The sequence below is a fragment of the Parachryseolinea silvisoli genome (assembly GCF_021190955.1).
Taxonomy (GTDB): Bacteria; Bacteroidota; Bacteroidia; order Cytophagales; family Cyclobacteriaceae; genus Ohtaekwangia; species Ohtaekwangia silvisoli.
Map to the genome: position 1 here is coordinate 673750 of NZ_JAIOAO010000003.1, position 26709 is coordinate 700458.

Genomic DNA, 26709 nt, shown 5'->3' on the forward strand with positions numbered 1-26709 from the left:
CCCCGGCTGCACTATTTGCCATCGCCCCGGTCAGTTAAAGACGTTCACCGTGGCCGTCTCGCCCGCTTTCAGGGTGAGGGTTCGCGAGCCTGTAAATTTGCTGCCGGCGGCGTTCTTTACGCGAAATACGATCTTGTATTTGCCCGGCAGCAGCGTCAGCGGGAAGCGTGGCCGGCGGTTATCCAGGTCGCAGACCCATTCCTGGGTGCCGTCGGCCAGGATTTCATACAAGCTGCCAAAGCCGGTGGCAATGGTGTTGAGGTTGAGAATGCCCGGCGCCGGCAGGTAGACGTTTTGGATTTTGCCGCCCTGTATATCGATGCTAAACTTGCGGCGGGGGAGGGTCAGCGTTTCCACTTCATAGGCACCCGCCAGGTAGCGGATGCTCTCGGTACTGCGTTGGACGTTCAGCACCTCTGTTTTTCCTTTCTGTCGCACAATGGCCTCCAGGTTGCTGTCCGTGCGTCCTTCCTGCTGAATGACCAGGTTGCCCTGCGGCACATCGATGCGTATGGTGTTGTGTTTCCCGTTCTCGAGCGTTACGTTGCGCTTGATGGTAGGCGGCAACGTATAGACTACCAGGTCGTAATCCACCACGGGATCTACCTGCACCGAGTCCGGACGCCCCTGGGCATCGCGATAGTGCACAAAGTCGTATAGACCCAATCCCGTAAGCGTGTTGACAAAGCTTACGTTTACATTGGTTTCCGTCGGCTGCCGCTTGGCGTCGAGCAGCTCTACGCTTACCGTAGTATGGGCAAATGTCGACTCGATGGCTTTGTTCAGTTCGCGGTAAAACTCCTGGGGTGTTTCGGCGCTGATATATTTGCCGGCGCAATCCAGCGTCTTTTCGGCCCGCAGGCCTAACCCGATGATATAGGGTTTTAGAAATATCCCCGATTTCTGCAATGCGCGCGAGGTGGCGCACACATCGCCCCCGCAGGACTCAATGCCGTCGGTAATGAGGATCACAATGTTGCGATAACCCACGCTGTTGCCGGGAAAGTCTTTGGCCGCTTGTTCCAGCGAATAGGTAATGGGGGTAACGCCTTTGGGCTTGATCTCATCGATCTTGGACATGATCTGCGCATGGTTCCTGGCCTTAAACGGCACCTCCAGCTTGGTGTCCTTGCAGTTGTTGACCTCTTTCATGAACTGGTGCCCGTACACACGCAGCGCCAATTCCAGTTTGTCGTTTTGTTTCAGCGAGTCGACTACCTTGGTGAGAATGTTGCGCGCAATGCTCATCTTGGTCTGGTTGCGCCCCCACGGCTCCAGCATGCTGCCCGAACCATCAAACAGAAACAGGATGCGCGTCTTTTCAGGTAACTTCTGTTGCAGCTTGGTTTGCGCCACGGAAAACGACCATCCCATCATGCCCACTACCAAACACACCAGCCATTTGACTCGTAACGCTCTGCCCATGATCTCCCTGAAATTGGTCATGGACGCAAGGTCGTGTGGATTTCCCGAAATCACATTGTTTCCAGGCACGAAAATGATTAACTTCTCCTCAAGACAACGCAAACTGGTATGGGAAAAGTCAGAAACATTCTGCAGGCGAAAGGGAACCAGGTTTTCTCGGTCGATCCTACAACGACGGTCTACAGGGCCATCGAGCTTATGTCGGAGAAGAACATCGGCGGGTTAGTCATCACCGACGCGGATGGAAAGATGCTGGGTATTTTTACCGAACGCGACTACGCCCGGCGTGTGATCTTACAAGGACGTTCGTCAAAAGATACCCTCATCAGCGACATTATGACGACGGATCCGGTAACGGTATCGTCAGACAACAGCATCGAGGATTGTATGAAGCTTATGACAGCCAACTTTATCCGCCACTTGCCGGTGCTCGATAACGACTGTCTCTGCGGCATGATCTCCATCGGCGACGTGGTGCGGAGCATCATCGACGAGCAACGCGGTATTATTGAAGAGCTGGAAGTTTACATCACCGGCCACCGGTAAAGAAAAATCAGGCGCTAAACTCCACCCGGTGCAATACGTTCCGCGTCGCGCGGCTGATCAGCAACGTATGCCGTATTGGTCCACGCACGCACTCGTATACTTCAAAGTCTGTTGCGTCGGCTTCCCAAAAGAAAGCGCCCGCTGCCAGCTCGGTGGCATGCAGTGGCTGCGCGAGCATGGCCAACGCACGATAGTCAATGCGGCGGCAGACAGTATCTGCTCTGGCCACATTTTTTGAAAAGGCAGTGCGTACCACCGCGCGCAACACAGCGTCGGGGTCAGCGATATAGGCAAAGTAATGTGTCTCGTGCCCCGAGAGATACTTCACGTTCAATCCTTCTACCTTCTCCAATCGCAGCGCGTGTAAAAACGCTGGCGACAGCGTGTCTTGCAACGATGCGTGTAGCACAGCCGGGCCAACCGCCTCGTCTATGGAAGTTGCGGCGTTGGGCGCCTGTTGGCGCTTGTCACACGCTGCCAATAAGAAGAGCAACAGCAGTGGTATAGCAGCAAGAAGTCCCCGGCGTGTCATGCGAATGTTATTTCGATAGTGCAATCAGCTGTGTAAGCGCCTCTAAGGCTTTGGTCTCCGACGGCGCTACCTGGCCGTCGGCGCGAATGATCTCCTGCATGGTCGTCAGGATCGCTTCGTGGTCGGCGCCATGACCTGGACCGAGTTGGCGGACCGAAGTCTCCAATAGCTCGGGCAACCGGGCTTTATCGATGGCGTTGTATTCGCGAATGGTGGTATAAAGTTTCTTCTCGAGGTCCGTGCCGGCGGGGTAGAGGGACGCCATCTTGCTTTTGATGGCAGCTATCTCGGCCGGGTCGTATTGGTTGTCGGCTTGCGACAAGTGCACGTAGAGGAAAACAATAAAGTCGGGGAAAGAAGAGAGGTTTGCCATGATCAGGATATGTAGAAAAGGTTCAGTTCGATGATGTTGCTTTTGTGAATACGATTTTATTGTACACGAAAAATGGGGGTTTCAATAACATTACTTGCATGTAATGCGCGGTCTTTCAGTACTACACGTAGTTTCATGTTTTTGCCCGTGAAAAGATCCCGGAAGCCGGAGCTTGCCATCGCATAGGTAATTTCGCCTTCTTTCGGTGAGATGATGTTAAGGTCAAAGACAAAATCTGTGTGGCGGCCAGGCGTGAGAGAGGCGAGACGCGGCAAGCGGGTGTCAAACCCCTGTGCGCAAACCTTGGTTGGCAAGTCGCGCGTGAAGTCGAACTCCGTATACGTTCCATTGTTCCCTTCTACCAGGAAATCAACGTATAGGTTAAGCGCATTTTCATTGCGCTCGGAGTAGAGTATATTGTCCACCGTTGAGAGTATATAAAATTTCTTGCCCGACATGGTGAGGGAATCGCCGATGACGTGTGAGTCGTCCAGGATGTTCTTGTTGTCGGCGGCTACCAGCACGTTTCCGGCCCGGTAGTTCAGGCACGAGTACGGATAGAGTAGCGGCGGAAGTTCGCTGAAAGCTGGTTTTTCACGGGTCTCGAGCGTGACTAACTTTCCGGTAGCCGTACCGGGGGAGACCAGCACAAACGACGAAATACCTCCGTTATAGACGGCATCGACCCGGCCGCCGGGTACCGGCGTTAGCGTGCTGCCGTTTTCCAAAAAGAAGTTAAAGGCCTGATAGGGGGCATCCTGATCTTGTTCCGACAGTCCGATGTCGCTATCCCCATCCCGGTATCGAAAGGTTAACGCGATGGTATCGATCGGTGTTGACGTGCCGGCGCCGCGACTAAAATTTACCGACACAAAATCAAGTTGCGGCTCGATGGTATACTGTTGTTCGTTACCGTCATCACTACCACAGCCGGCGATCATCGCCAGCATTCCCACATAAATAATACGTCTCACGTTCGAAGAGCAAAAGGATCTACTATATTTTTTACAGGCAGCTGTTGCTAAGGTTATACAAACGCGGGAATGCCAGTGATCTCGTTACCTAAAATCAGCAGGTGTATATCGTGCGTACCTTCATAGGTCACGACCGACTCCAGGTTCATCATATGACGCATCAGCGGATATTCGCCGGTTATACCCATGCCGCCGTGAATTTGCCGGGCTTCCCGGGCGATTTCCAGCGCCACGTGTACATTGTTACGCTTCGCCAGGGAGATCTGCGGCGTCGTGGCTTTCCCTTCGTTCATCAAGGTCCCCAGGCGCCAGTTGAGCAGTTGGGCTTTGGTGATCTCGGTGAGCATCTCCGACAGCTTTTTCTGTACCAGCTGGAATGACGCAATAGGCTTGCCGAACTGAATGCGCTCCACGGCATACCGCCGGGCAGATTCATAACAATCCATCGCTGCGCCGATCGCGCCCCAGGCAATGCCATAGCGGGCCGAGTCCAGGCACATCATGGGCGCACCCAGACCGCTCTTCCCCGGCAGCAGGTTTTCTTTCGGCACTTTCACATTGTCAAACACCAGCTCGCCCGTAGCGCTCGCGCGCAGCGACCACTTGCCATGGGTCTCGGGTGTGGTAAAGCCTTCCATGCCACGTTCTACAACGAGCCCATGGATGCGGCCGGTTTCGTTCTTGGCCCAGACCACCGCCACATCCGCGCGGGGTGAATTGGAGATCCACATTTTGGCGCCGTTCAGCAGGTAATGGTCGCCCATATCTTTGAAGTTGGTGACCATACCCGAAGGGTTGGAACCGTGGTCGGGTTCTGTTAAACCAAAGCATCCCAGCCACTCGCCGGAGGCCAGCTTGGGAAGGTATTTTTTGCGTTGTGCTTCGCTGCCGAATTTATAAATGGGGTACATGACCAGCGAGCCCTGCACCGACGCCGTCGAGCGCATGCCCGAGTCGCCGCGCTCGATCTCCTGCATGATAAGTCCATAGGAAATATAGTCTAATCCACCGCCACCATATTCTTGTAGAATAGTCGGGCCAAAGGCACCGATATCACCAAACTTTTTGACGATCTCGTACGGGAAGTGTGCGCGTTGCGCCCAGTCTTCGATATAGGGCGAGATCTCACGTTTCACAAAGTCGCGGATCGAGCTGCGAATGAGCTTATGCTCTTCGGTAAAGAGATCGTCCAGCTGATAAAAGTCAGGGTGCTCGAAAGTATCCTGTTTCAGGGATTTCTTGCCAAGGCCAGGGGTCGCGGTTTGTGCAGACATAATTTGAAATGGGATTAGGACATAATAACTTGCGCACCAATTTACGCAACTAATTTACATTCCGATACGCCCCTATGACGGATAATACACCCGTAGACCCCGTGCTGTTAGAACAGCTCAAAAAACTGCAAGCCAAGTACAATGCCATGGGCCAGGACCTGTCGTCGTACCTCGATGGCCTGTTGTACGCCGACTACCTCACATACTGGGACTACATCCACCTGGATACGCTGCTAAGCCTGCAAAACCCCAAAACGCAGTTCCCGGATGAAAAGATCTTCATTCTGTACCACCAGATCACGGAGCTGTATTTCAAGTTGATCTTGCACGAGCTGGAGCAGATCACCGCAAACCCGCAACCCGGCGAAGCGTTCTTTATTGATCGCCTGGATCGCATCATCCGCTATTTTCGTCACCTCGAGAATTCCTTCGACGTCATGGTGCAGGGTATGGAAAAAGAGCAATTCCTTAAATTCCGCATGGCATTGTTACCGGCCAGCGGCTTCCAATCCGCGCAATACCGCATGATCGAGCTGTATTCCACCGACATGATCAACCTGGTGAGCCTGAACGACCGGCCCACCATGCAAGGCGCCGCTATCCCGGCGCTATTGGAAAAGCTGTATTGGCGCAGCGGTGCGACGGAGCTTGCGTCAGGCACAAAAACACTCACACTCCGGCAATTCGAACAGAAATACACCACTGAGTTTCAAGAGATGGGCGAGCGTTTAAAAGCGACCAACCTCTGGCAGCTATATCAACGACATTTTTCCTCATCGCCGCAGCGCGATGCCATTGTCGCGCGCCTCCGCGAATTCGATACACTGGCCAACGTGCTCTGGCCGTTAGCGCACATGCGTTCAGCGGGTCATTACCTGCACAAATCTCCCGAGGACATCAAGGCTACCGGCGGCACTAACTGGCAGAAATATCTGCCCCCGCGCTTCCAGAAAATCTCATTCTTCCCGACTCTCTGGTCCGAACAAGAGTTGCAGGAGTGGGGCAAGGCAGCGTTTATGGATGCCGCTGCAAAATAACGTTGCACGCACGGCGTACCTGGTTCAAGTCTTCCGACCGAAGGGAGGGCGTTCCGATAGCTATCGGAATGGACCTACCCCAATGTCAGTCTTCAGACTGGCGAGGAACCACAACAGTGTCGCATTCCATGTAAGATTAACCCTTACAATGATTTTTTCCTGCCCTGGCAACCCGGTACATTTGACAAGCTTCAACTTTATTCTGTTATGATAACTTTGTTTGTAAGTCTCTTATTAGCCTTCACGCCACAAACCAAATTCCTCACCTATACCAATTCGCTGAACAAATTCAACGTGCGTTACCCGGAGCGTTGGCAGAACCAGGCTGGCTTGAACGCCGTAGCCTTCCTTAGTCCAAAGGAGAACGAGCAGGACGCTTTCCAGGAGAACGTAAACCTCATGTTACAAGACCTGGCGCAGCAGCCGATGAACCTCGATCAATACACCGAGCTCACCCGCCAGCAAGTCATCCAGTTTGCGGGCAATGATGCGATCGTATCCCTCAAGGACGCCACCATTGGCGGACAGCCCTGCAAGGAATTTATCTTTACCATGGCCTACAACGGCCGCGATCTGAAACTGAAACAATACTGGTTCATTAAAGGCCAAACAGCCTACCTGTTTACCTATACCGCAGAGACGACGCAGTATGCCAGCTACGAAAATGTAGCGACTGACGTGATGAAAAGCTTCTCTTTCTTCTGATGGAAATCAAGCTGTATAAATCTCCCTGGAAGGCACTCATACTGCTCGTCCCGTGCCTGATATTTGTTGCCATTGGTATATGGATGCTGCAGGATCCTGAAGCCTCGCGTTTTGGTGCATGGGGGTGTATTTGTTTCTTTGCATTGGGTATACCCATCTCGTTGTTTAATATGTTCGACCGTCGGCCGCAGATTATTCTCAATGAGATCGGTGTCTTTGATCGCACGGCGTATACGGACTTTATTAACTGGGAAGTTATTCAGGACGCCTACCTGTTGAACATCAATCAGCAAAAGTTTATTTGCCTTATCGTGGATAAGCAATACGAGCCGTCGCGGAAGAAGGGCCGTTTCAGACGGGCCGCCGCCGGACTAAATAAGAGCGTTGGAGCACAGGAACTGAATATCCATTTGGGCGCTGTGTCGGTAGACGAGGTGAAGCTGGGACAGTTTATTCTGGAGATGGCGCGCCTGGCGCCGGAAGCGCGGAAGGAACGTGTACAGATGGGGTTGCTGACGGCGAAGTCGTTAGTAAGAATGGTTGTCTGTAGTATAATTTTTTTAGCACTTTTCTCATGTAAAAATGAAGGTGAGGTTAGAATTGAAAGATATTCAAATGGGAATTTAAAGTCTGAATTTTTTTACCTGAGGGATAGTGTTAAGCACGGGCTTGCAAAGACTTACTACTATGAAGGCGTGATTAAAGAAGAAATAAAATTTATCAATGGAAAGCGTGAAGGGAAATACATAAACTATCATAAAAATGGTAGCATAAAAGGCGAGGCCGAATATAGTAATGATAAGGTTAAAGGATATTCATATTACTACAATGAGCGAGGAGCGTTGATGACAAAGGGCTTTTGGTACAATGGTAAGAAATTCGGGCCTACTTATTTTTATGGAGAAAATGGCTTGATTCGGAAATTTGTAAGTTGTGATTTTGATGAAAAAATTATCTATATCATTAATTGGAATGAAGATGGGAAAAAGATAAATGAAGAGGGACTTGTTTTTGGTCCGACTATTCACAAGCAAAATAGCGCTAATGGAGATTCCGTATGTTTGTTGATAGCCGTTTCTCAACCTCCAGGTTATAAATCGATAATTCGAGTAAGAGAGTTACATGAAGACAACGTCATAAAGGAATCTGCGATAAGGGTTGTGAATTCATTGGCAAAATATTGCGTTCCTCGAGGTGGCAATATTGGATATTCAATTAAATTCTTGGGTGAGATTAGGGAGATAGAAACGGATTATCTGGTAATGCAGGATAGCATTATGCAAAGGGTGGATTAAATTAAATAGTCAGAACTTAGTGTTGCAGAGGGTGCATAAGAAATACTTATCCGGGCATTGACGTAGCAACACCGTAGATCTAGTTACGTTCGTAGCGACCAATGGCTTTCCCCGCTAGGTCGGCCTGCTATGAGGTGTCGAGGATTGGCCTCCAATGGGAACACCACGATGGTGTATATGTTTGTTTCCCCATCCTAGCATTTGTATCAACGGCCCTGTTTATGCCATTTCCCAATAAACCTTATCTTTGGAACTGGTTTATTCCAGAATGCCCTCAAAATCCTCTTTTTGGCTGATAATCATTGCCTTAACCGGTGCCTATGGCGTCGCGTACGGCCAGGGCTTCACCCGCAAAACCTACCACGATCCGGAAAAGAAGAAGATCAAGGAAGTCTATCAGGTTAAGGATACAATCCGCAACGTAGCCCACGGCCGCTATACGTCCTATTTTGTAAACGGCGGAGTCGAGTCCAAAGGCCAATTCGAAAACAACGAAACCACCGGCGTCTGGGAGTTCTTCTACGAGACCGGCAAGCTCAAAATGCGTGGCATCCTCTTCAAGAGCGCCAACTACGGCATGTGGGAGTACTTCTACGAAGGCAGCGGCCAAAAGAGCATGGAGGGCATCATCAACGGCAAGAACCGCGAGGGCGAGTGGAAGTCCTACTACGAGAACGGGCACGTAAAGGAGGTGGGCGGGTATAAAGAAAATCGCCACGTAGGCCTTTGGAAAAGCTACTTCGAAGACGGTGCCTTAAAAGGAGAAATCGTCTATAAGGACGACACCGGCTACTACACGGAATATTACCACTCAGGCAAGCCGCAGAGTGAAGGCACGCGTGCCGGCACGCGTAACACCGGCCACTGGAAGTTTTACCGTGAAGACGGTTCACTGGAAAGCGAAGGCGACTACGTCAATGGCAAGAAACACGGTCCCTGGAAGCGTTACTACTCCAACAGCACGGTAGCGGCAAAAGGCAACTATGCCAACGATGAGCCAGTAGGGCCGTGGGAATACTTTTACGAAAGTGGCGGTTTGCAGTCGTCCGGTGAATACGTGGCGGGCAAAAAGGAGGGGTACTGGAAGACGCTTAACAGCAACGGAACCCTGAAAAGCGAAGTGGCCTTCACCAAAGGCTCGGGCGAGTACCGCGAATATCACCCCAATGGCTCGCTAAAAGTAAAAGGCCCCATCCGCGACGGCAAGCGCCAGGGCAAATGGGAGTTCTTCTTGCCGGACGGCACCCGTGAAGGCGAGTGTGATTACAACTACGACAAAGGAACATTCTACGGCTACTATCCCACGGGCGAGCTGCAAACCAAGGGTACCCTGGAGGGCGAGCTCAAGACCGGCACGTGGGAGATCTATGAAAAAGGCGGCAAGCTCTCCGGCTATTATAAACCCTTCTACGACGACCGCAAGCTAGGCAAGGAAATCGTCGCGTTGGCAACCACCAGCAGCGCACGCAAGGGGCGCAGTAAGTCGCAAGGCTTTCGGTACTTCCGCGAAAAAGGCAACGAATTTCACGGCGTGATTATGAGCACAAATCCCGTGTGGACAGCCGTGGGCCGCATTCCCCTTGGTGTCGAGTTTTACATAGAGGAGCGCCTCGGCCATGAGTTTGAGTTCCTCGGCATCCGCGATCCTTTTTTCACGGCCGACGCGGAGATCACGCCCGGCAAGCTCTTCGAGCGCGGCTATAGCATCAGCATCAAACAGAAGTTTTACAATGGTATGAAAGTTGGCATGTGGTACTTCGGCCACGAGATCCGCTTCACCAACCTGGGTCATTTTGTAAACGAACCCCTATACAAATTCACGTTCAACGCCGTCGAACAACGCATCGAGTGGGGGCCTATATTGGGCTACCGTATCATGCGCCGCAACAATGCCAGCGGCTTTACGGTTGATACATTTGCCTCCTTCAACATCGGCTATCGTGGCTTCGACATCGACCCCCTGTTTGCTTCGTATTTTGAGCCCCTGGAGCGTGACAAGTTTTCCAGGACCTTCCACATCGGCCTCAACTTCGGTAACGTGTTTTCCTATCGCTAACAGCCCGAAGTCTGTCAAAAGGTCACAACTTCAGATGCGGCGATGGATACAGCGGGATAAGCCCTACTAAAGCCGTACTAAAGCCCTACTTAAGTGCACCCAAAGCCGTGTCGGCTCCAAACTACAAAACCTCGTTTTTCGCGTGTTTTGAATGTAGCGCGCAGAGGCTCTCCTGTCATGATGTCAGTGAAAAATAGTATCTTTGCGTCCGGATTGAAGGATAAAAACCTTCCGACAACATGAAGACAGCAGAAGTAGTCCTGACGCCCGAAGAGGCGTTTGAGGAAGAACAATTTACCGCCCACCTGTACCAAAAGCTGGGCTTACAAAACGACGGCAGCGTCTATGTCCGTCCCACCAAACGCTCTATCGATGCCCGTTCCCGCCAGGTAGTGGTGCGCATTCAGTGCGAGATACTTTCTCCTGCGGAAGCCACGCCGGAAGCGCCCCGCGCGGAATATCCCAACGTCACGAATGCACCGCGCGTAGTGATCGTGGGCAGCGGCCCGGCCGGGTTGTTTGCCGCGCTGCGATTGATTGAGCTGGGCATCAAGCCCATTGTACTGGAACGCGGCGCCGACGTACAGGCCCGCCGTCGCGACCTTGCCGCGATCAACAAAGATCACATCGTCAACCCCGAGTCCAACTATTGCTTTGGTGAAGGTGGCGCCGGCACCTACTCGGATGGTAAACTATATACCCGTTCTAAAAAGCGCGGAGACGTAAACCGCATCCTGGAGATTATGGTAGCCCATGGTGCCAAAGAAGATATTCTGTTCGATGCGCACCCGCACATCGGCACCAACAAGTTGCCGCGGCTGGTGGCGGAGCTGCGCGAAAGCATTCTGCAGGCGGGAGGTGAAGTACACTTCAATACCACCGTTACCGATCTGCTGATAAAAAACAGCAGCATCCACGGTGTAAAGACACACCGCGGCGATGCCATCGAAGGTGAGGCCGTCATTCTGGCCACCGGCCATTCCGCGCGCGACATCTTCCGGCTACTGCACGAAAAGCAAGTACTGATTGAAGAAAAGCCGTTCGCATTGGGTGTGCGGGTAGAACATTCACAAGAGCTGATCGACCGTATCCAATATCATTGCCCGACAGACCGCGGACCATACCTGCCGGCATCGTCGTATGCGCTGGTGCATCAGGCCCGTGTGGGTGGAAAGGAGACAGGTGTCTTTTCATTCTGCATGTGCCCCGGCGGATTTATTGTACCGGCGGCCACTGCGCCGGGAGAAATCGTGGTGAACGGCATGAGTCCTTCGCGCCGTGATTCTAAGTATGCTAATTCAGGTATCGTCGTCGCTGTCGACAGCGAAGACTTCAAGGCGTATCGCCAGTACGGCCCGCTCGCGGGTATGTACTTCCAGGCGGCCATCGAGCAGCAGGCTTGCCGCATGGCGGGCAACACGCAGACGGCGCCTGCGCAACGCCTCGTTGACTTTGTTGACAAACGCGTATCCACGTCCCTTCTGGAGTCCTCGTATCAACCCGGTCTGGCTTCTGTGGCCATGCAGGAAGTGCTGCCGTCGCGTATAACACAAGCGTTGCAGCAAGGGTTTAAAAACTTCGGTAGTAAGATGAAAGGCTACTTCACGAACGAGGCCCAGATTGTGGGCGTGGAGAGCCGTACCTCGTCGCCTGTTAAGATTCCCCGTGACAAAGAAACGCTGGAGCATCCGCAGATTCAGAATCTGTTTCCGTGTGGCGAAGGTGCTGGTTATGCAGGGGGGATTGTTTCGGCTGCTATGGATGGTGAGCGTTGTGCGGAGGCGGCGGTGCGGCGCATTAAAAAATAGGCGGCTTACGGGGCCGCCTATTTTATGCCAGTCTGAAGACTGACATTAGACAGGCACAAGTCTCCGCCCGGGACGGGCTAAGACTTGCGCCAGCAATCAGAAAACTATTTCTTTAACCAGGAATTCCGTAACGCAATTTGTTCGGGGGTAGCGTCCGGATCAAACGCCAGGAGGTGTTTCTGGGAAACCTTCACCTTGCGCATGGGCGCCGAGAGCTCAACAGGTTGTTGCGCACCCGAGGCATCTTTCCGCAATACCGTAAACGCCATGGTCTTCAACGTAGGGAGCGCGTCGCGCTGGCGTTGCAAGAACGCGCCCAGCTCGGGACCGAGGTCCGGCAACGTCTCTCCGTTGATCTTCTGCAGTACGTCGCCGTTCTGAAAGCCCAGCGCCACGCCCATCTCGTTCATGTTGGCCGTCGTGGAAATCTCCAGCATCGGTTTGCCGTTTACCTGCGTAATGCCGATGTTGTTTTGGCTCAGGCCCATGGAATAGTCCTCTACCTGCACTTCATCTTTGTAGAGCACGCCCGCCGTGCCCAGCACCTCTGCCAGCGGCAGCGGCTCCGTGCCTTTTACATGCTTGGCAAAGAACTCACCGATCTGCGGATAGGTCATCGCCGTGATCTCATCGAACAGCACGTCGTCGCGGAACGATTTCTCCTTGCCATATTTCTTGGAGAGTTCCATCAACAGATCGGGAAGACCCGTCTTACCGCCCGACAGCTTCCGAAGTTTCAGGTCCAGGCACAAACCGATCAGCGCGCCTTTCATATATACGTTGCCGTATTGATCGTGGTATTTATCCAGCGTGAAGCGGCTGATGTCGGTAAAGGGCACGTCGTTGACGAACTGGTCGGCCGTGACCATTTTCTCGCGCAGCACGTCCAGGTATTCTTCGGGCGTAATCAATCCATAGCGTACCTGCACGCTACCGGCAAAGTATTCGGTTACGCCTTCATACATCCACAGGTGCTGCGACATCTTGGGGTCGTTGAAATCAAAGTGGCCGATCTCCTCGGAGTGGATGGTGAGCGGCGTAACAATGTGGAAGAACTCGTGCGCGGCAAAGTCGCGCAGCTGTTGGTTCATCTCGTCAATGGTCTGCTCAGGCATGTAATAGAACGACGAGTACGAGTGCTCCAATGCGCCGTAGCTCGTGACCGGCTGGTCGGTAAAATAGAAAATGAACGCGTATTTATTCACCGGCAGCTTGCCGCCCAGGAACTCCTTCTGGGCCATCAGCACTTCGCGAATGCTGGCGGCAATTTGTTTCGCCGTCACGCGGTTGTTAGGAGAGTAGGCGCCGATCAATACTTCCGTGTTGGCCACTTTGATCACCGCCGTGTCGGGCTTGGCATACATCAGGGGCGAATCGATCAGCTCATCATAGTTGGTCGCCTGGAAGGTGTCTACACGCTTGGCTTTATCTCCGGTGCCGGCTTCTTTGCGCACAGTGCTCAGGGGCTTTCCCGTTTGCAGGGGGATGAGGCCGGACGATCCGTAAAAGGCCTCGGGGCGGATGACGGAGAACTGGAAAGGAGTATCTTTTACGCCGTCCAGGTATCCAAAGAATCCGCTGGTGTTGAGTACGAAGTTTTTGCCGTCTTCAATGTTTGTACCGGCGGGCTGAAAAATTTCCGGGCCGGGCAGTTGTGTATCGTAGCTGTCTTCCACCCAGTAGCTGATCTTGGCCAGTTTCTTGGCGCCCTTGATCTTCCAGGCGTTGTCGTTCAGCTTCTCCGTTACGAGCTTGTTGCCTTTCTTATCGGCGGCCGTAAAGTCGGACACAAAACGTCCGTAGTCTTCGATGGAATATGTACCCGGCACCATCTTGGGCAGGTAGAAAGTTATTTCGTTCTGGCTGGTAGGAGGGGGTAGAAGTTCTACATATAGCTTGTCGTTAACGACGTTGGTAAGGTCTATCGTATACTGATAGCCTTTACCCTTTTTACCCTGGGGGTATGCGGTCAACACACACGCTAACAGCAACAAGCCCAGGAATGATCTTTTTATAAACATATTGAAATGGAATTTTGAACGAAGATAATTTTATTTTGTTTTTATAATTAGATAATCCAGGACAGGTGGCAACAAATACAACAAATAATACCAAAAAGACGGTGATCATCGGGGCCACGCCCGACCCCTCGCGTTACGCCTATCTCGCCGCGCAAATGCTGACGAGCTACGGGCATGAGATCGTACCCCTTAGCATTAAGACGGGGACGGTGTCGGGCGTGGAGATACTCGACCTCCGCCAGCGGCCCGCGGTAGAGGGGGTGGACACCGTTACGTTGTACATTGGCCCGCAACGCCAGCCTGAGTGGTACGACTACATTTTGAGCCTCAAGCCAAAGCGCATCATCTTCAACCCCGGCACGGAAAACGAGGAGTTTGAAAAGATGGCCGAAGCGCAGGCGGTCGAAGCCACGGAAGCATGCACGCTGGTGCTGCTGCGCAGCCGTCAATACTGATCTTTCGCGAGGCCCTTTCGCGGCCTTTATGTCGTGAAAAAAAGCTTGACAAAGCGGACGACGGTGCGCTACTTTGCGGCCCCAAAACCAGGAAACTTTAACGCTAAAAATGTTGATCCGACCTGCGTTTGTAAGGCCAAAAAGATTATTTTTGACGGTTCTAAAAATCACAAATGAGCGAAGACAAAGGAAAAGTGCCTGCCCAGTATTCAGCGAGTAACATACAGGTTTTAGAGGGGTTGGAAGCGGTGCGAAAACGCCCCGCCATGTACATCGGCGACGTAGGTGTCAAGGGCCTGCACCACCTGGTGTGGGAAGTAGTGGATAACTCTATCGATGAGGCGCTTGCCGGTTATTGCGACGAAATCTTTGTCACCGTGCACGAAGACAATTCCATCTCGGTGGACGACAACGGCCGGGGAATTCCCACGGACATGCACGAGAAGGAAAAACGCTCCGCCCTGGAAGTCGTGCTCACGGTGCTGCACGCCGGGGGTAAATTTGATAAAGACACCTACAAGGTTTCGGGCGGTTTGCACGGCGTGGGTGTATCTTGCGTGAACGCCCTGTCACAAATGCTGCACGTTACCGTGCAGAAAGATGGAAAAATCTTCGAGCAGGAGTATGCGCGCGGCACCCCCCAATATCCGGTGCGGGTCATTGGCGAAACGGATAAGCACGGCACCAAAGTACACTTCCTGCCGGACAAAGAGATTTTTGCCAACTGGGAATACAATTACGAAACTATTGCCACCCGCTTACGCGAGCTGTCGTTCCTGAACCCGGGCATCCGCATCAATCTCACGGACCTGCGGGAGAAGGACGAAAATGGCGACAACGTACGCAGCGACGTATTCCTGTCCGTTGGTGGCCTGCGCGAGTTTGTAGAATACATCGACTCTACCCGCGAGAAGCTTATTTCGGCGCCGATCTATATTGAAAACGACAAAGGCACCATTCCCATTCAGGTGGCAATGAGCTATAACACCTCGTTTAGCGAAAACCTGGTGTCGTATGTAAACAACATCAACACCCACGAGGGGGGAACCCACGTGGCCGGCTTCCGCCGGGCCCTGACCCGTACGCTGAAAAGCTACGCCGACAAGTCAGGCATGCTGGACAAAGTAAAGATAGACATCAACGGCGACGACTTCCGCGAGGGGCTGACAGCCGTGATTTCTGTAAAAGTGGCTGAGCCTCAATTTGAAGGACAGACAAAAACCAAGCTCGGTAACTCCGACGCCATGGGGATAGTCGACGGCGCCGTAGGCGAAGTGCTGCAGCATTACCTGGAGGAGCACCCGCGCGAAGCGAGGCTCATTGTCAATAAAGTGATCCTGGCCGCACAGGCGCGTTATGCTGCCCGTAAAGCTCGGGAGATGGTGCAACGTAAAAACGTACTAAGCGGCACCGGCCTGCCCGGTAAACTGGCCGACTGCTCCAGCTCCGACGCCACCATTTGCGAGCTCTACCTCGTCGAAGGTGACTCTGCGGGTGGTTCGGCAAAACAAGGCCGTGACCGCAACTTCCAGGCTATCCTGCCGCTGCGCGGTAAGATCCTGAATGTGGAGAAAGCCCAGGAGCACAAGATCTATGAAAACGAAGAAATCAAGAATATGATCACCGCCCTCGGCGTAACATTTGGTACGCCGGAGGATGAGAAGGGTCTGAATATGACCAAGCTGCGTTACCACAAGGTCATCATCATGACCGATGCTGACGTAGATGGTAGCCACATTCGTACACTTATTCTGACCTTCTTCTTCCGCTACATGCGCGACCTGATCGAGAGCGGTTATGTATACATTGCCTTGCCGCCGCTCTACCTGGTCAAAAAAGGAAAAGACGAACGCTACTGCTGGACAGAAGAAGAACGCATCGCCCTGGTAGCCGAACTGGGTGGAGGCAAAGAAGATTCCGTAGGTGTGCAGCGTTACAAAGGTCTGGGTGAAATGAACCCCGAGCAGTTGTGGACGACCACCATGGATCCTTCTAAGCGCTCGCTCAAACAAGTAAGCATTGAATCGGCTGCCGAAGCCGATCACTTATTCTCCATGTTGATGGGAGATGAGGTAGCGCCGCGTCGGGAGTTTATTGAGAAGAACGCGAAATACGCGCGCATCGATATTTAATAAGTAAAGCACTTTAAACAGGCTTGCGGTTCACAGCACACGGTCGATAACGTGCGCTGTGAACCGTGACATTTTACCCCTTGTTGCCATGGACGAATTGCAAGTAACCCTGGATAGTAAATTAGCACAACAGAAGATAGACGAAAGTAACTATATCAGCCGCGACCTGAGCTGGCTGAAGTTTAATTACCGCGTCCTCGACCAGGCACGCCACGTCGAGCGCAGCGTCTTCGACCGGCTCAAGTTCCTGGCCATCACCGCCTCCAACCTCGACGAGTTTTGCACCATTCGACTGGGGAGCTTATACAATTACCTCGACTACGGCAAGGAACGCTTCGACTACAACGGCCTGCGCGAAGAACCGTTCCGCAAGCTGCTGTTGAATGAAACCAAGAAGTTCTACCACGATCAGAACGAGTATTATATCCGTAGCCTCAAGCCACATTTTGAGGAGAACGGATTTACCATCACATCGTACAACGACTTGTCGGTGGAAGATACGCAGCGCGTGGCCGACTATTTCAACCGGACCATCTTCCCCATGCTGACGCCGATGGTCTTTGATAACTACCACACCTTCCCGGTGCTGATGAACAACCGCCTCTTGTTCGGAGTGGTGACCAAAGGCACGAACGAAGGACCGACCAACCAGCGGGTGTCGTTCATTCAAGTGCCGCAAAACCTGCCTCGCTTTTACGAGATCGATCACGACGACGATAAGATTCTGTTTGTGCCCATTGAAGAGATCATCCGGCACAAAATTCACAACCTCTTCCGCAATGTCGAGATCGAGGCTGTCAACTTGTTCCGCATCAACCGGAACGGTGACTTCACCCTGGAGGAAAGCGAAGACATTGAGTCCAATTTCCTCGAAGATCTCAAACGCAAGCTGAAGACCCGCCGCTCGGGCCGTGTTGTACGCCTGGAGATTGAAGAAAACCCCGACCCCTGGTTGATGCGTGTGCTCAAGATCCAATGGGATCTGGACGATTTCAACATCTTCTTCATACCCGAGGGGGGCTTGCCCGAGCTGTCCGGCTTAAACCAGATCGTGGGTCACAAAGAATTCAAAAGTAAGCGCGCCCAGACGCCGGCACCGATCAAACCGCTGAACTTCCCGGAGCAGGGCAGTCGCGACCTGTTCGAAGTGCTCAAAGAGCGGGATATCTTGCTGCACCACCCCTACAACTCCATGGAGCCTGTATTGGAGCTGTTGGAAAAAGCCGCTGACGATCCCTATGTGTTGTCCATTAAGATCACAATCTATCGTGTTGCCAAAGAGTCGCGGGTGACCAACGCGCTGCTGCGGGCTGCCGAAAACGGTAAGCACGTGTCGGTGTTGTTTGAGGTAAAGGCCCGGTTTGACGAGGAGAACAACCTGCGCGAGGCGCAACGCCTGCAAAAGGCAGGATGTTATGTGATCTATGGCGTCAGCAGCTTAAAGACTCACACCAAATTGCTGCTCATCGTCCGGAAGGAAGGTGATGACAAGGTGTATCGTTATGTACACCTGTCCAGCGGAAACTACAATGAATCCACCTCCCGGTTATATGTTGACATTGGTTTGTTAACAACAAAAGAGGTTTATGGCAACGACGTATCCGAGTTCTTCAACGTCATCACCGGTCACTCACAACCGTCCACCTATCGCAACCTGATCACGTCGCCACGCGACATGCGCATACAACTGTGTAACCTCGTAAAACGCGAGGCTGAGAATGCCCGCAACGGCGTTCCCGCAGGCATCGTCATCAAGCTCAACTCCTTGCAGGACAAAGAGCTGATCGACGAGTTATACGCTGCCTCGCAAGCCGGCGTGACCATCAAGCTGATTGTCCGCGGCATGTGCAGCCTGCGCCCGCAGCGCAAAGGGCTCAGCGAGAACATCGAAGTGATCTCGGTGGTAGGCGAATACCTCGAGCACTCGCGCATTTACTACTTCCGCAACGACGACAACCCGAAGGTCTACATCGGCAGCGCCGATGCCATGGTGCGCAGCTTCGACCGTCGTATCGAGTCGCTTTTCCTGCTCGACGACGATTTCCTGAAGAAACAAGCCATCAACAACCTGCGCTATAATCTGAAAGATAACGTCAATTCCTACATCATGCAGGAAGATGGCAGTTATATCATCAAAGAGCTGAATGGCGAGCCGCCCTTCAATATTCACAAAGAGTTTTACAAGGTGACGCGCGAGATCGTCATGGAGGCCCGGCTTTTCTGAGTAGGAGCGGTCTGAATAAAAAAGGCTCACCAATTTGGTGAGCCTTTTTTATTTATGATGGTATCTGCGATTAACGATAGCTGTAATACTGCGGACACTCGGGGTTCTTGTGCACGCCCCGGATGATGGAGCGGAAGTTCAGGATAAACTCATGTGAGCCGTTCGAGAACTTGTTCAGTGCCGAAGTGGTCCAGTCGTACGAGTAGGCAAAGTGGATTTTGTCGGTCAGCTTCAGATCGAGGAAGCCGATAAACGAGTCGCCGCTTCGCCACGCCGCGCCAATGCTAAAGATGTCATAGAAAATGAAAGAGTTGTTGATGTCGATGCTCAACGGCTGACCCTCCTGTGAACGCAGCAGGAAGGACGGGTTCATCTTCACTTTTCCAGCACGGTCCAGGGGGACATATACTCCCGAGCGCAGCATGTAGTAGCGCTTTTCGATAACCTCGGTGATGGCCCCTTCGAAGCCACCGCCCTCATTCGACTTGCTGTTGATGATAAACGGCACCGACAGGCCTACAAAGAAATTCTTCTTGTTGAAAAACAACCCGGCACCGAAGTTCGGTTTAAACGTGTTCATCGAAAGGAATGACCCCGGGTCGTCATGCTGCAAGCTGAGCTTGCTGTAATCGGCACCCAGGAAGGTAAACCCTGCCTGCAAGCCCATCGACAGGGTGGCCTGGCCCATGTGGATCTTATAGGCATAGCTGCCGTACACATGATCGTTGCCATAGCTGCCGATCTCGTCGTGGTTCACCATCAGGCCCACGCCGATCTTGTTCTTCATCAACGCCGTGTGGGCGGAGAAAGAGAATGTGCGCGGTGCCCCGGGAAAGTTCACCCACTGATTGCGGTACAGCGCCGTAGCGCTGAACTGCACATGTGCGCCGGCATAGGCCGGGTTGATCGCCATTTCGTTAAAAAAGTACTGCGTAAACACCGGGTACTGCTGGGCGCGGCAGATTCCCGTAACGAAAAGCAGCAGACAACTGAGGTAAAAAAGTCGCATCATGTCGTTGTAGTTTAATTCACAATCTCCAGATAACCGGCAAGAGGCTTCGACCCGTTGCGCTTATCAATCACATAGAAATAAGTACCATCCGGCAGGTTGTTGCCCATCGGGCTGATCCCGCGGTTGGACAAGCCATCAAACACTACCGAATTGTTATCGTACCCTTCTGCCTGGTACACCAGTGTACCGGCGCGGTTAAAGATCCGGACGACGTTACTTTGGAATTCTTCAATGCAGTCGATGTGAAAGTAGCTGTTTCGGTCGTCGCCGTTGCGCGAGATGCCATTGAACGGATGGATCTCCGAGCCGATCACGAACGTTGTATCCGCCGAACAACCCATAAGCGTGATGACCGTTACGGTATAAATTTCGCCAGGCTTGCTGGAAACAAGGCCACCCAGTTTCGGATCGCCGGAGATCGTGCCAGGATTAACATCCCAGATGATCTCGCCAATATCCACCTGATTCGTCAGGACCAGGCTGACCGTTCCGTCGGGATGGCCGCACGAGGCAGGTGTTACTTCAAGGTCGAATTGCGGGTATGTAGGCGTAAACTGAAGTGTTTCATATACAAGGTCGGACTCACACTTCGTCGCGCGATCTACCGCAATCACGCCATACGGAATCTGTGCTGCGAGTGTGTCTCGGATGTCTCCGTAAGCATCGGGCGAAACGAGCTCAGTATTCGGCTTGGTCACCGTGTTGTCATACCAGCGGAAGATATAGTCCTGGATGTTGCCACCCACGGAGGCTGCCAGAGCGCCGTTGTTCTCAATACAGCTTGTAACCTGCGAGAGGATCTCGATCGTAGGAACGGGGACGGGCAGAGGCTGGTACGGTATTGTCAGCGTTGTGCTATCCATACAGCCGGAGATGAGGTCGATCGCCAATACGGTATAGGTAAAGTCAGCACGTTTCAGGTTCTCAGCCATGAAGTCCGTGCGGAAAGCTGCTACGGGATTTAGCGGATGTGTGGCCGGATCATCAAACCAGCTGAACTGGTAGTTCACAATGTCGCCGTTGACACTGGCAGAAGCCATACCGTTCGGAATCGTCTCATCGCAATTCGAGACAGCAGCCAGCACTTGCGTGGTAATAGGAAGTGTAGGCAATACTTTTTCGAGACGCACAATCGCCGTATCGCTCTTACACGCAGGGCGCGTATCATTTAGATCGAAGGCCACGACTTTCAGGTCACGGTTGGCATATTCGGACGTCAGGTTCTCCAATGAGCGGCCCGTGTTAACCGGGGTAATCGGGTTGCCGCGCTCGTCGTACCATTCATACCGGTAGTTGGCTTCAATGATCGGACGGGGCTGGCCTGCCAGCGGATCAGACGGCGGCAATACGCCGGCCGAGGAGATGCGTGCAAAGACAGAACCATTCTCGTTGATATTCGGCGTCAGGAATACGTTCACACAGTTGGTGAGCGGCAACGAAGATGCGCTTACGAAGAACTTGATCGTATCCATGGGCACCGTATAGGTGTCTTCTATCCAGCAGTTGTTATTCGGGTTCAGTACCCGCACTGTGAAGTCATTCACAGAAAGTTGGTTTGCCAGGGTATTGCTGGTGCCAAGAACCGGCCCCTGTACCGGGACGGGGTTCCGCACGCCACTGTTATTATACCCAAACCAGGTGAACTCGTAGTTCTGGCCCGTTTCCGGGAGGGCCTTGACATCCAGGAAGCCCGTGACAGGATCGACGCACATGATTTCAGTGCGGAAGCTCTCCAGTACGACATCCACCGTACCGAGGGTGCTGTCCTGAATCACAAAGTCAAAGTTCACATCGCAACCTGTAGCGTTATATTTCGCGATAGCTGTATACTTTCCGGAATCCAGGTTGACAATAGGGTTGGTGACAGAAGGCAACAGGGTGTTGGTGGCACGGTTCAGCCACGAGAACGTAAAGCCTGCGAACGGAGCGGCTACAGGCACGCCGTCTTTCTGAAGCTCAATAAACTCAGCCGATCCGTTGGTCATGATAGCTGATGTCGGGCTCCCCGGAATACACTGGGTAATAGCCTTTGTTTTGAAGTCGCCGTCCATGAGACGAAGATCTTGCTCGATCGCCGGGATCAGGAATGTGGCACGTCCGGAGCAACCTTCATTCCGCGCTGTTGTGGTAGTAAAGACCACCTCATAGCCAAGCTCATTGTCTACCATATTACGCAGGTCCTTATTATTGATCCCGAATTTCTTGCTGGCGGGTACCGGAGAGTTGTCATCCTTATTTGTCCAGACAAATGTAAAGTTGGCTGGGTCGGCGGCAACCTCTTCCTGCTTCAAGGCGATTGTTATAACGCCAGTGCCATTAATGATGGAGGCATCGCAGTTCATATTGGCCGTAATGCCGGTTAACGTTGCGTCAATCTCAGGCTTGAACTCCTTGCGGTCAATAAAGACGGCTTGCGCATAGCGACAACCTAGCAAGGGATCGCCAAGCTTCGTGTTCACGGCTACAACGGTGTAAGTGGTTTTGTCGAGGCCAATGTCGGTCTTATATTTATTTGGGGTGGCAGGAACAGCGCCGGGTATGATACCCTCAAAAAACGGTGGCGTATGTACGTTATAGGGATTTTTTGCATCCGGATCTTTCGTAGCCCTGTATAAGAGTATCTCGTAGTCAGCCTCGGTATAGGTACCGGGAGGATTGGGAGAGGGGCTCAGCGTCACGTCGATGGAACCACCCGGATTCGGCTTACACTTGATAATGTCTTCGTGGGTAAGCGTGATGGAGTGACCGTTCAGGAACGGAATGGTGCCATAGGCTGTCGTGTCGCAGCCATTGTCCGGATTCGTAATCTTGACGGAATAAAGACCCGTGCCATTGATGATAGAATCACGCAGCACGCCAAGTTGTTCGTGCAAACTGCTACCATCAATATCGTACCAGGCAAAATTAAACTTGCTGGGCGTCGTAGGCGCGGTTACTTCCACAGTAAAGATACCGTCCTTGCTATTCTGACAGTCCGATGCAGCTTTCAAATTGGGGTTGGTCAATACCATTTTCGGTACATTGTTCGCCACCTTCACAGTAACAGGCAGCGACCGGCAGGTATACTGTGTATGGACAGCAACAACCTGGTAAGTGCCGGGCTCGAGCCCCTCTACCGTACCATCGGTGTCGGGCAGAGTGGTCTCAGGATCATCACTGATATTCGTCCAGATAAAGGTGTAATCGCTCACGCTGGTACCGACATTCACCGAGGTAATTTCAATTTTACCATTGGCGGGCGCACAACTGCTCTTCGCAGTAGGAGTAGGCACTACCACTACAGTTTTACGACTGTCGAGCACACGGATCGTGTCAGACTTGGAACAACCCGTAGTTGACTCTACCACATTGATTGTATAAAGTCCGGCCTTCAAACCTGTAACTGTGGCATTGGTCGCGCCCGGGATTTTGTTGACATCGGCCGTGCTATTCCCTGTATACCACTGGTAGACAACAGGCGTGGTCGCAGCCGTAGCCGTAACCGTAGCCTCACCGGTCGGATTATCTTTGTCGCACGACAGCTGATCGTCCTTCACCAGACTGGTAATCTTAGGCGGGGTGGTTTGGGTCATCCATACGGTCTTTTTCGACTCGCACAAGGTGGTATTGTTAATGGCCGTCACCGTATACTTCTGCGCCTTCAGGTTATCATAGAACGGCGAGTTGGCCTTGTCCGGCGTTGGTTTCACTGTCGAACCATTGTACCAGTTGAAGGTATAGCCTGTTGTTTGGCCGTCGGCCAGGGCTTCGATCCTGCCTGAATTAACATTCGAGCATTTGATGGTATCAATTTTAGTGGTAATAACCGGTAGGTTGATAACTTTCTTAACCTCTGCCGTCGACAAACTGGGGCAGCCGGTTTTTTTGTCTTGAACCCATACCGTATAACTGCCTTCGCTCAGCCCATCCAGGTCCGGGCTAAAGCCCAGGGTATCGCTCAGGGATACAGGGAACCATGTGATGTCATATTTGGTAGGATCGGTCAACACGGCACGCAAGTGGCCGTTCGGATTTTTACAATTCGTAAGATCGGTGATGATGTCAATGGATACGGTAATGGTGGGAGCAGGCTTGTCGTTGATAATAACATGCGCCGTATCAGAACCACACTTTGCAGCTTTGTGCACAGCATATACCGTATATTCTCCGGCAGCAAGCCCGCTATAGGCAAAGCCCACATGGTCAGCTGTGCCAGGCGCGCCTGCGTCGTGGCCGTCAAACCAGTAGAAGGTATAATTCACGGAGTCTTTGCTGGGACCATAAGCCTTGGCAATCCCTTTATCCGGGATGATCACCCCCCCGGGAGGCGAAGGACATTTTAAGTTGTCTATGGCTGTCGTGGTAAGAGCCGCCAGGCCGGGATCAACCGGAGCAAACAGCAAGTTGTCGCCGTAGTCGCACTCCATGATCCGGCCGGGTTGCTTGGTAATATCCAGCGGAATGGTAGTGCCATTGTCGTTCAGCGAAACATACAGCGTGAAGGGTGATCCATTCCCCGCAATCGTAAGCTTTTGAGTGATCGTATCACCCGGATTCATGTCCGACAATGTGATCTTCGTGGTAGAGATTTTGACCGCAGATGCGGTACGAGGATCTCCATTATAGAAGGTGATGTTCAGCCCACCCGAGATAGAAATGTCGCCCTTGTTCCTGAATTTGAATGTAACACCGATGTTCTTGTCCGGACAGGTAGGCGCGTCAATCAGCATCTGAGGCGCCGTTGGATCGCTCGGATCAAAAGGCACAACCGAAAGGTTCGGCGCTGCATACGACGGACATCCGTACGAGTTGAGGAAAGGAGCCTGGTTCAGGAAGTTGTTCAGCGGCCGGCTCTTTTTATCGACAGCACAAATAGCATTGTCAGAATATACCAGGTGATGTTGCTGGATTTGTTTAGGAATGGTCAGGTCGTCATTGACGTTCACCACGAAATAACCGTGTTGGTTCCAAACCTTACGGGCAGGTACCCACGGTACGTTGGCTGACTCGTACACGCGCACCTCGGCGTTAGTAAAAAGACCCATGCCGGCGCCAGGCTGGCTATCGTCAGAAGCACAGACAACGCAGATCTCGGTCGAGCCATCGCCGTTCATATCCGCTACGATTGGGTATTCATTCGACGTACGCGACGCACAGCGGATCGGCGTACTGCGCGTTACTTTGGCGACACCGGCTACCAGGGTGGTTGTATAAATATAAAGATAGTCCTCATCGCGGTAGACGATTTCTGACTTGCCATCGGCATTGAAGTCAAACATGGTGCAGCCGGTATATCCCGACGTCTGTTCAGTTACATTCTCTCTCCAAAGAAGCTCGAGGTTACTGGCTCCTTCTTTGAGCGCATACAGCTGCCCACCCGATACATACACCGCATTCATCTTACCGTCACCGTCAATGTCGGCGATGTTGATACGGCCCGTACCATTTTTCCAACCGTTTGCATAGATGCTGCCATCCTGATATGTTTTGACGACATTGTGTTCAACATCCCAAAAGAATATTGTTGTATTCTGATCGTTCCCACTCGTCGATCCCACCGCCACTACATCCAGAAAACCGTCAAGGTTAAAGTCGGCTATGCTTGTGCCACTGCCAGAGGTACGGCCGGTTCGTAAGAAATAGCTTGGGTCGCTCTTTGTAAGTGTCATCGTCGAGCCATTGACCGGTGGCGTGACTGCAGTTGGAAGCGTAACTCCGGGTGCTGCCGGACGATTGATATTGACCGTGTATATGCGACAACCCGCAATTAGCTCTTGGGCGGGGGAGGCTGTCAGAATGTTGGCTGCGATCGGCGCGTTGCTATTTTGCTTGATGTCATTATTAAAAAGGTTTTCGGCCATCTTGGTTCCTGTGTGCGCATCGTAAATTTGTGTGCGAACATACAGCTCAACTGCACCGTCACCGTCGAAGTCAGTCAGACCAAGCGTGCCGGGATAATACGTAAAAGATATCGCGTTATTCCAAACTTTTTTACCGGTACAGTCATACGCAATGAGCTTGTAGCCAACGCCATCCGAGTCGGTGTGCAAGACGAAATACTCCACGCAGCCATCCTTATTAATATCGCCCATGGCAATGTCTTCAAACGTCGGTTTGAACCCGTCGGCCAATAAGTTTATCTGTTTATCTATGTTAAGCGTCGTACCCGTGGTGGGTGCTTGCAGCACGTTCAGAACCGCTTCGGTAGGGCTACCGTCGCCGTTACGGAAAGTGGTGACCAACTCCGGAACGCCATCGCTATCCACGTCGCCAACAATAAGTCGGTTCACGTGGTTAGCTGTACCCGGCTGAGACTTGAATTTAAGCTTCATCTCAAAAGGAGGGAAGGTCTCAGGCTTAACGTTACACGTAACAGGTTTACCGATAAAGAAGTCTTTACAGACCTGGCTCAGGACACACTCCTTGTCGTAGCAATCAATAAATCGGTCACCGTCATCGTCGATACCGTTGTCACAGATTTCACATGTCTTGGTGGGACACTCCAATGGATCAAGGCAGTCGATAAGACCGTTGCCGTCGTTGTCCATGTTGTCGTTGCAAATCTCCTGTGCATAGGAATAACCAGCACTAAGGCAGAACAGGGTGATCAGGAAGAAAAGCTTCTTCATAGGCGAAAAGAAATTATGTACAAATCTAAAACACATGCCCCTAAATATGGCTGCTCTGAAATTCATATTTTGGTAACCGGTCATGTAAGGTATCCTACCCGTAGTGACACTTTATGTAGATATAATGTAGTCAGTACAAGTATTACCTCTACACTTTTATGGTGTGATAAGGAGGATTGTAACCATGCTATGTAAGTTTTGGACTCGATTTGACTATTCCGCCAGGGGGCTA

At 52.2% G+C, this 26709-nt stretch carries 17 protein-coding genes; 9 read left to right on the plus strand and 8 right to left on the minus strand.

The window, feature by feature from the left end; all coding sequences use genetic code 11:
* Window positions 1-30 precede the first annotated feature (30 nt).
* Window positions 31-1446: a vWA domain-containing protein gene (locus K7P01_RS19970; RefSeq protein WP_267296343.1), complete on the minus strand. Its 1416-nt coding sequence runs from the start codon at window positions 1444-1446 to the stop codon at window positions 31-33.
* 87 nt (window positions 1447-1533) lie between these two features.
* Here K7P01_RS19970 and K7P01_RS19975 point away from each other — a divergent pair, with 87 nt between their 5' ends.
* Window positions 1534-1971 carry a CBS domain-containing protein gene (locus tag K7P01_RS19975; RefSeq protein ID WP_267296345.1) on the plus strand — a complete coding sequence of 146 codons (438 nt, stop codon included), beginning with the start codon at window positions 1534-1536 and terminating at the stop codon, window positions 1969-1971.
* A gap of 7 nt (window positions 1972-1978) precedes the next feature.
* Here the strand turns inward: K7P01_RS19975 and K7P01_RS19980 are convergent, their stop codons facing one another.
* Genes K7P01_RS19980 through K7P01_RS19995 form a run of 4 tightly spaced genes read right to left on the minus strand, consistent with a single transcriptional unit; the run spans window position 1979 to window position 5124 of the window.
* Window positions 1979-2503, minus strand: a complete 525-nt coding sequence (locus tag K7P01_RS19980) for a hypothetical protein (RefSeq protein WP_267296347.1) — start codon at window positions 2501-2503, stop codon at window positions 1979-1981.
* Window positions 2504-2510: 7 nt separating this feature from the next.
* On the minus strand, window positions 2511-2876 hold the full coding sequence (locus K7P01_RS19985) for a tellurite resistance TerB family protein (protein WP_267296348.1): 366 nt from the start codon (window positions 2874-2876) through the stop codon (window positions 2511-2513).
* Window positions 2877-2932: 56 nt separating this feature from the next.
* Complete coding sequence (locus K7P01_RS19990) at window positions 2933-3850, minus strand: hypothetical protein (RefSeq protein ID WP_267296349.1); 918 nt, start codon at window positions 3848-3850, stop codon at window positions 2933-2935.
* 53 nt (window positions 3851-3903) lie between these two features.
* A complete protein-coding gene (locus K7P01_RS19995) occupies window positions 3904-5124 on the minus strand; it encodes an acyl-CoA dehydrogenase family protein (RefSeq protein WP_267296350.1) in 1221 nt (406 codons plus the stop codon).
* A gap of 74 nt (window positions 5125-5198) precedes the next feature.
* Between K7P01_RS19995 and K7P01_RS20000 the strand changes: the two genes are divergently transcribed.
* From K7P01_RS20000 to K7P01_RS20020, 5 genes are all read left to right on the plus strand, one after another.
* Window positions 5199-6161, plus strand: coding sequence for a tryptophan 2,3-dioxygenase family protein (locus K7P01_RS20000; RefSeq protein WP_267296351.1), 963 nt, complete (start codon window positions 5199-5201; stop codon window positions 6159-6161).
* A 207-nt stretch (window positions 6162-6368) separates the two neighbouring features.
* Window positions 6369-6866: a PsbP-related protein gene (locus tag K7P01_RS20005; protein WP_267296352.1), complete on the plus strand. Its 498-nt coding sequence runs from the start codon at window positions 6369-6371 to the stop codon at window positions 6864-6866.
* Window positions 6866-8161 carry an STM3941 family protein gene (locus K7P01_RS20010; protein ID WP_267296353.1) on the plus strand — a complete coding sequence of 432 codons (1296 nt, stop codon included), beginning with the start codon at window positions 6866-6868 and terminating at the stop codon, window positions 8159-8161. The genes K7P01_RS20005 and K7P01_RS20010 overlap by 1 nt, the downstream gene beginning before the upstream one ends.
* A 268-nt stretch (window positions 8162-8429) precedes the next feature.
* Window positions 8430-10217 carry a toxin-antitoxin system YwqK family antitoxin gene (locus K7P01_RS20015; RefSeq protein WP_267296354.1) on the plus strand — a complete coding sequence of 596 codons (1788 nt, stop codon included), beginning with the start codon at window positions 8430-8432 and terminating at the stop codon, window positions 10215-10217.
* Between the two features lie 239 nt (window positions 10218-10456).
* Window positions 10457-12025: an NAD(P)/FAD-dependent oxidoreductase gene (locus K7P01_RS20020; protein WP_267296355.1), complete on the plus strand. Its 1569-nt coding sequence runs from the start codon at window positions 10457-10459 to the stop codon at window positions 12023-12025.
* A 104-nt stretch (window positions 12026-12129) separates the two neighbouring features.
* Here the strand turns inward: K7P01_RS20020 and K7P01_RS20025 are convergent, their stop codons facing one another.
* On the minus strand, window positions 12130-14046 hold the full coding sequence (locus K7P01_RS20025; protein WP_267296356.1) for a M61 family metallopeptidase: 1917 nt from the start codon (window positions 14044-14046) through the stop codon (window positions 12130-12132).
* Between the two features lie 65 nt (window positions 14047-14111).
* On the opposite strand from K7P01_RS20025, the gene K7P01_RS20030 reads away from it, so the two are divergent.
* From K7P01_RS20030 to ppk1, 3 genes are all read left to right on the plus strand, one after another.
* Complete coding sequence (locus K7P01_RS20030; protein ID WP_254083115.1) at window positions 14112-14501, plus strand: CoA-binding protein; 390 nt, start codon at window positions 14112-14114, stop codon at window positions 14499-14501.
* A 173-nt stretch (window positions 14502-14674) separates the two neighbouring features.
* A complete protein-coding gene (gyrB, locus tag K7P01_RS20035) occupies window positions 14675-16633 on the plus strand; it encodes a DNA topoisomerase (ATP-hydrolyzing) subunit B (RefSeq protein ID WP_267296357.1) in 1959 nt (652 codons plus the stop codon).
* An 88-nt stretch (window positions 16634-16721) separates the two neighbouring features.
* A complete protein-coding gene (gene ppk1, locus K7P01_RS20040; RefSeq protein WP_267296358.1) occupies window positions 16722-18857 on the plus strand; it encodes a polyphosphate kinase 1 in 2136 nt (711 codons plus the stop codon).
* 70 nt (window positions 18858-18927) lie between these two features.
* On the opposite strand, the gene K7P01_RS20045 is transcribed toward ppk1, so the two are convergent.
* Together K7P01_RS20045 and K7P01_RS20050 are read right to left on the minus strand one after the other, a co-directional pair.
* Window positions 18928-19869 (minus strand): PorP/SprF family type IX secretion system membrane protein, encoded by a 942-nt coding sequence (locus K7P01_RS20045; protein WP_267296359.1) that lies wholly within the window; start codon window positions 19867-19869, stop codon window positions 18928-18930.
* 11 nt (window positions 19870-19880) lie between these two features.
* On the minus strand, window positions 19881-26477 hold the full coding sequence (locus K7P01_RS20050; protein ID WP_267296360.1) for a T9SS type B sorting domain-containing protein: 6597 nt from the start codon (window positions 26475-26477) through the stop codon (window positions 19881-19883).
* Window positions 26478-26709: the final 232 nt, after the last annotated feature.

Excerpts from the sequence above, each read along its gene's own strand:
- K7P01_RS19970 (WP_267296343.1), bottom strand. The coding sequence starts at position 1,446 with ATGACCAATTTCAGGGAGATCATGGGCAGAGCGTTACGAGTCAAATGG.
- K7P01_RS19975 (WP_267296345.1), top strand. The coding sequence starts at position 1,534 with ATGGGAAAAGTCAGAAACATTCTGCAGGCGAAAGGGAACCAGGTTTTC.
- K7P01_RS19980 (WP_267296347.1), bottom strand. The coding sequence starts at position 2,503 with ATGACACGCCGGGGACTTCTTGCTGCTATACCACTGCTGTTGCTCTTC.
- K7P01_RS19985 (WP_267296348.1), bottom strand. The coding sequence starts at position 2,876 with ATGGCAAACCTCTCTTCTTTCCCCGACTTTATTGTTTTCCTCTACGTG.
- K7P01_RS19995 (WP_267296350.1), bottom strand. The coding sequence starts at position 5,124 with ATGTCTGCACAAACCGCGACCCCTGGCCTTGGCAAGAAATCCCTGAAA.
- K7P01_RS20000 (WP_267296351.1), top strand. The coding sequence starts at position 5,199 with ATGACGGATAATACACCCGTAGACCCCGTGCTGTTAGAACAGCTCAAA.
- K7P01_RS20005 (WP_267296352.1), top strand. The coding sequence starts at position 6,369 with ATGATAACTTTGTTTGTAAGTCTCTTATTAGCCTTCACGCCACAAACC.
- K7P01_RS20010 (WP_267296353.1), top strand. The coding sequence starts at position 6,866 with ATGGAAATCAAGCTGTATAAATCTCCCTGGAAGGCACTCATACTGCTC.
- K7P01_RS20015 (WP_267296354.1), top strand. The coding sequence starts at position 8,430 with ATGCCCTCAAAATCCTCTTTTTGGCTGATAATCATTGCCTTAACCGGT.
- K7P01_RS20020 (WP_267296355.1), top strand. The coding sequence starts at position 10,457 with ATGAAGACAGCAGAAGTAGTCCTGACGCCCGAAGAGGCGTTTGAGGAA.
- K7P01_RS20025 (WP_267296356.1), bottom strand. The coding sequence starts at position 14,046 with ATGTTTATAAAAAGATCATTCCTGGGCTTGTTGCTGTTAGCGTGTGTG.
- gyrB (WP_267296357.1), top strand. The coding sequence starts at position 14,675 with ATGAGCGAAGACAAAGGAAAAGTGCCTGCCCAGTATTCAGCGAGTAAC.
- ppk1 (WP_267296358.1), top strand. The coding sequence starts at position 16,722 with ATGGACGAATTGCAAGTAACCCTGGATAGTAAATTAGCACAACAGAAG.
- K7P01_RS20045 (WP_267296359.1), bottom strand. The coding sequence starts at position 19,869 with ATGATGCGACTTTTTTACCTCAGTTGTCTGCTGCTTTTCGTTACGGGA.
- K7P01_RS20050 (WP_267296360.1), bottom strand. The coding sequence starts at position 26,477 with ATGAAGAAGCTTTTCTTCCTGATCACCCTGTTCTGCCTTAGTGCTGGT.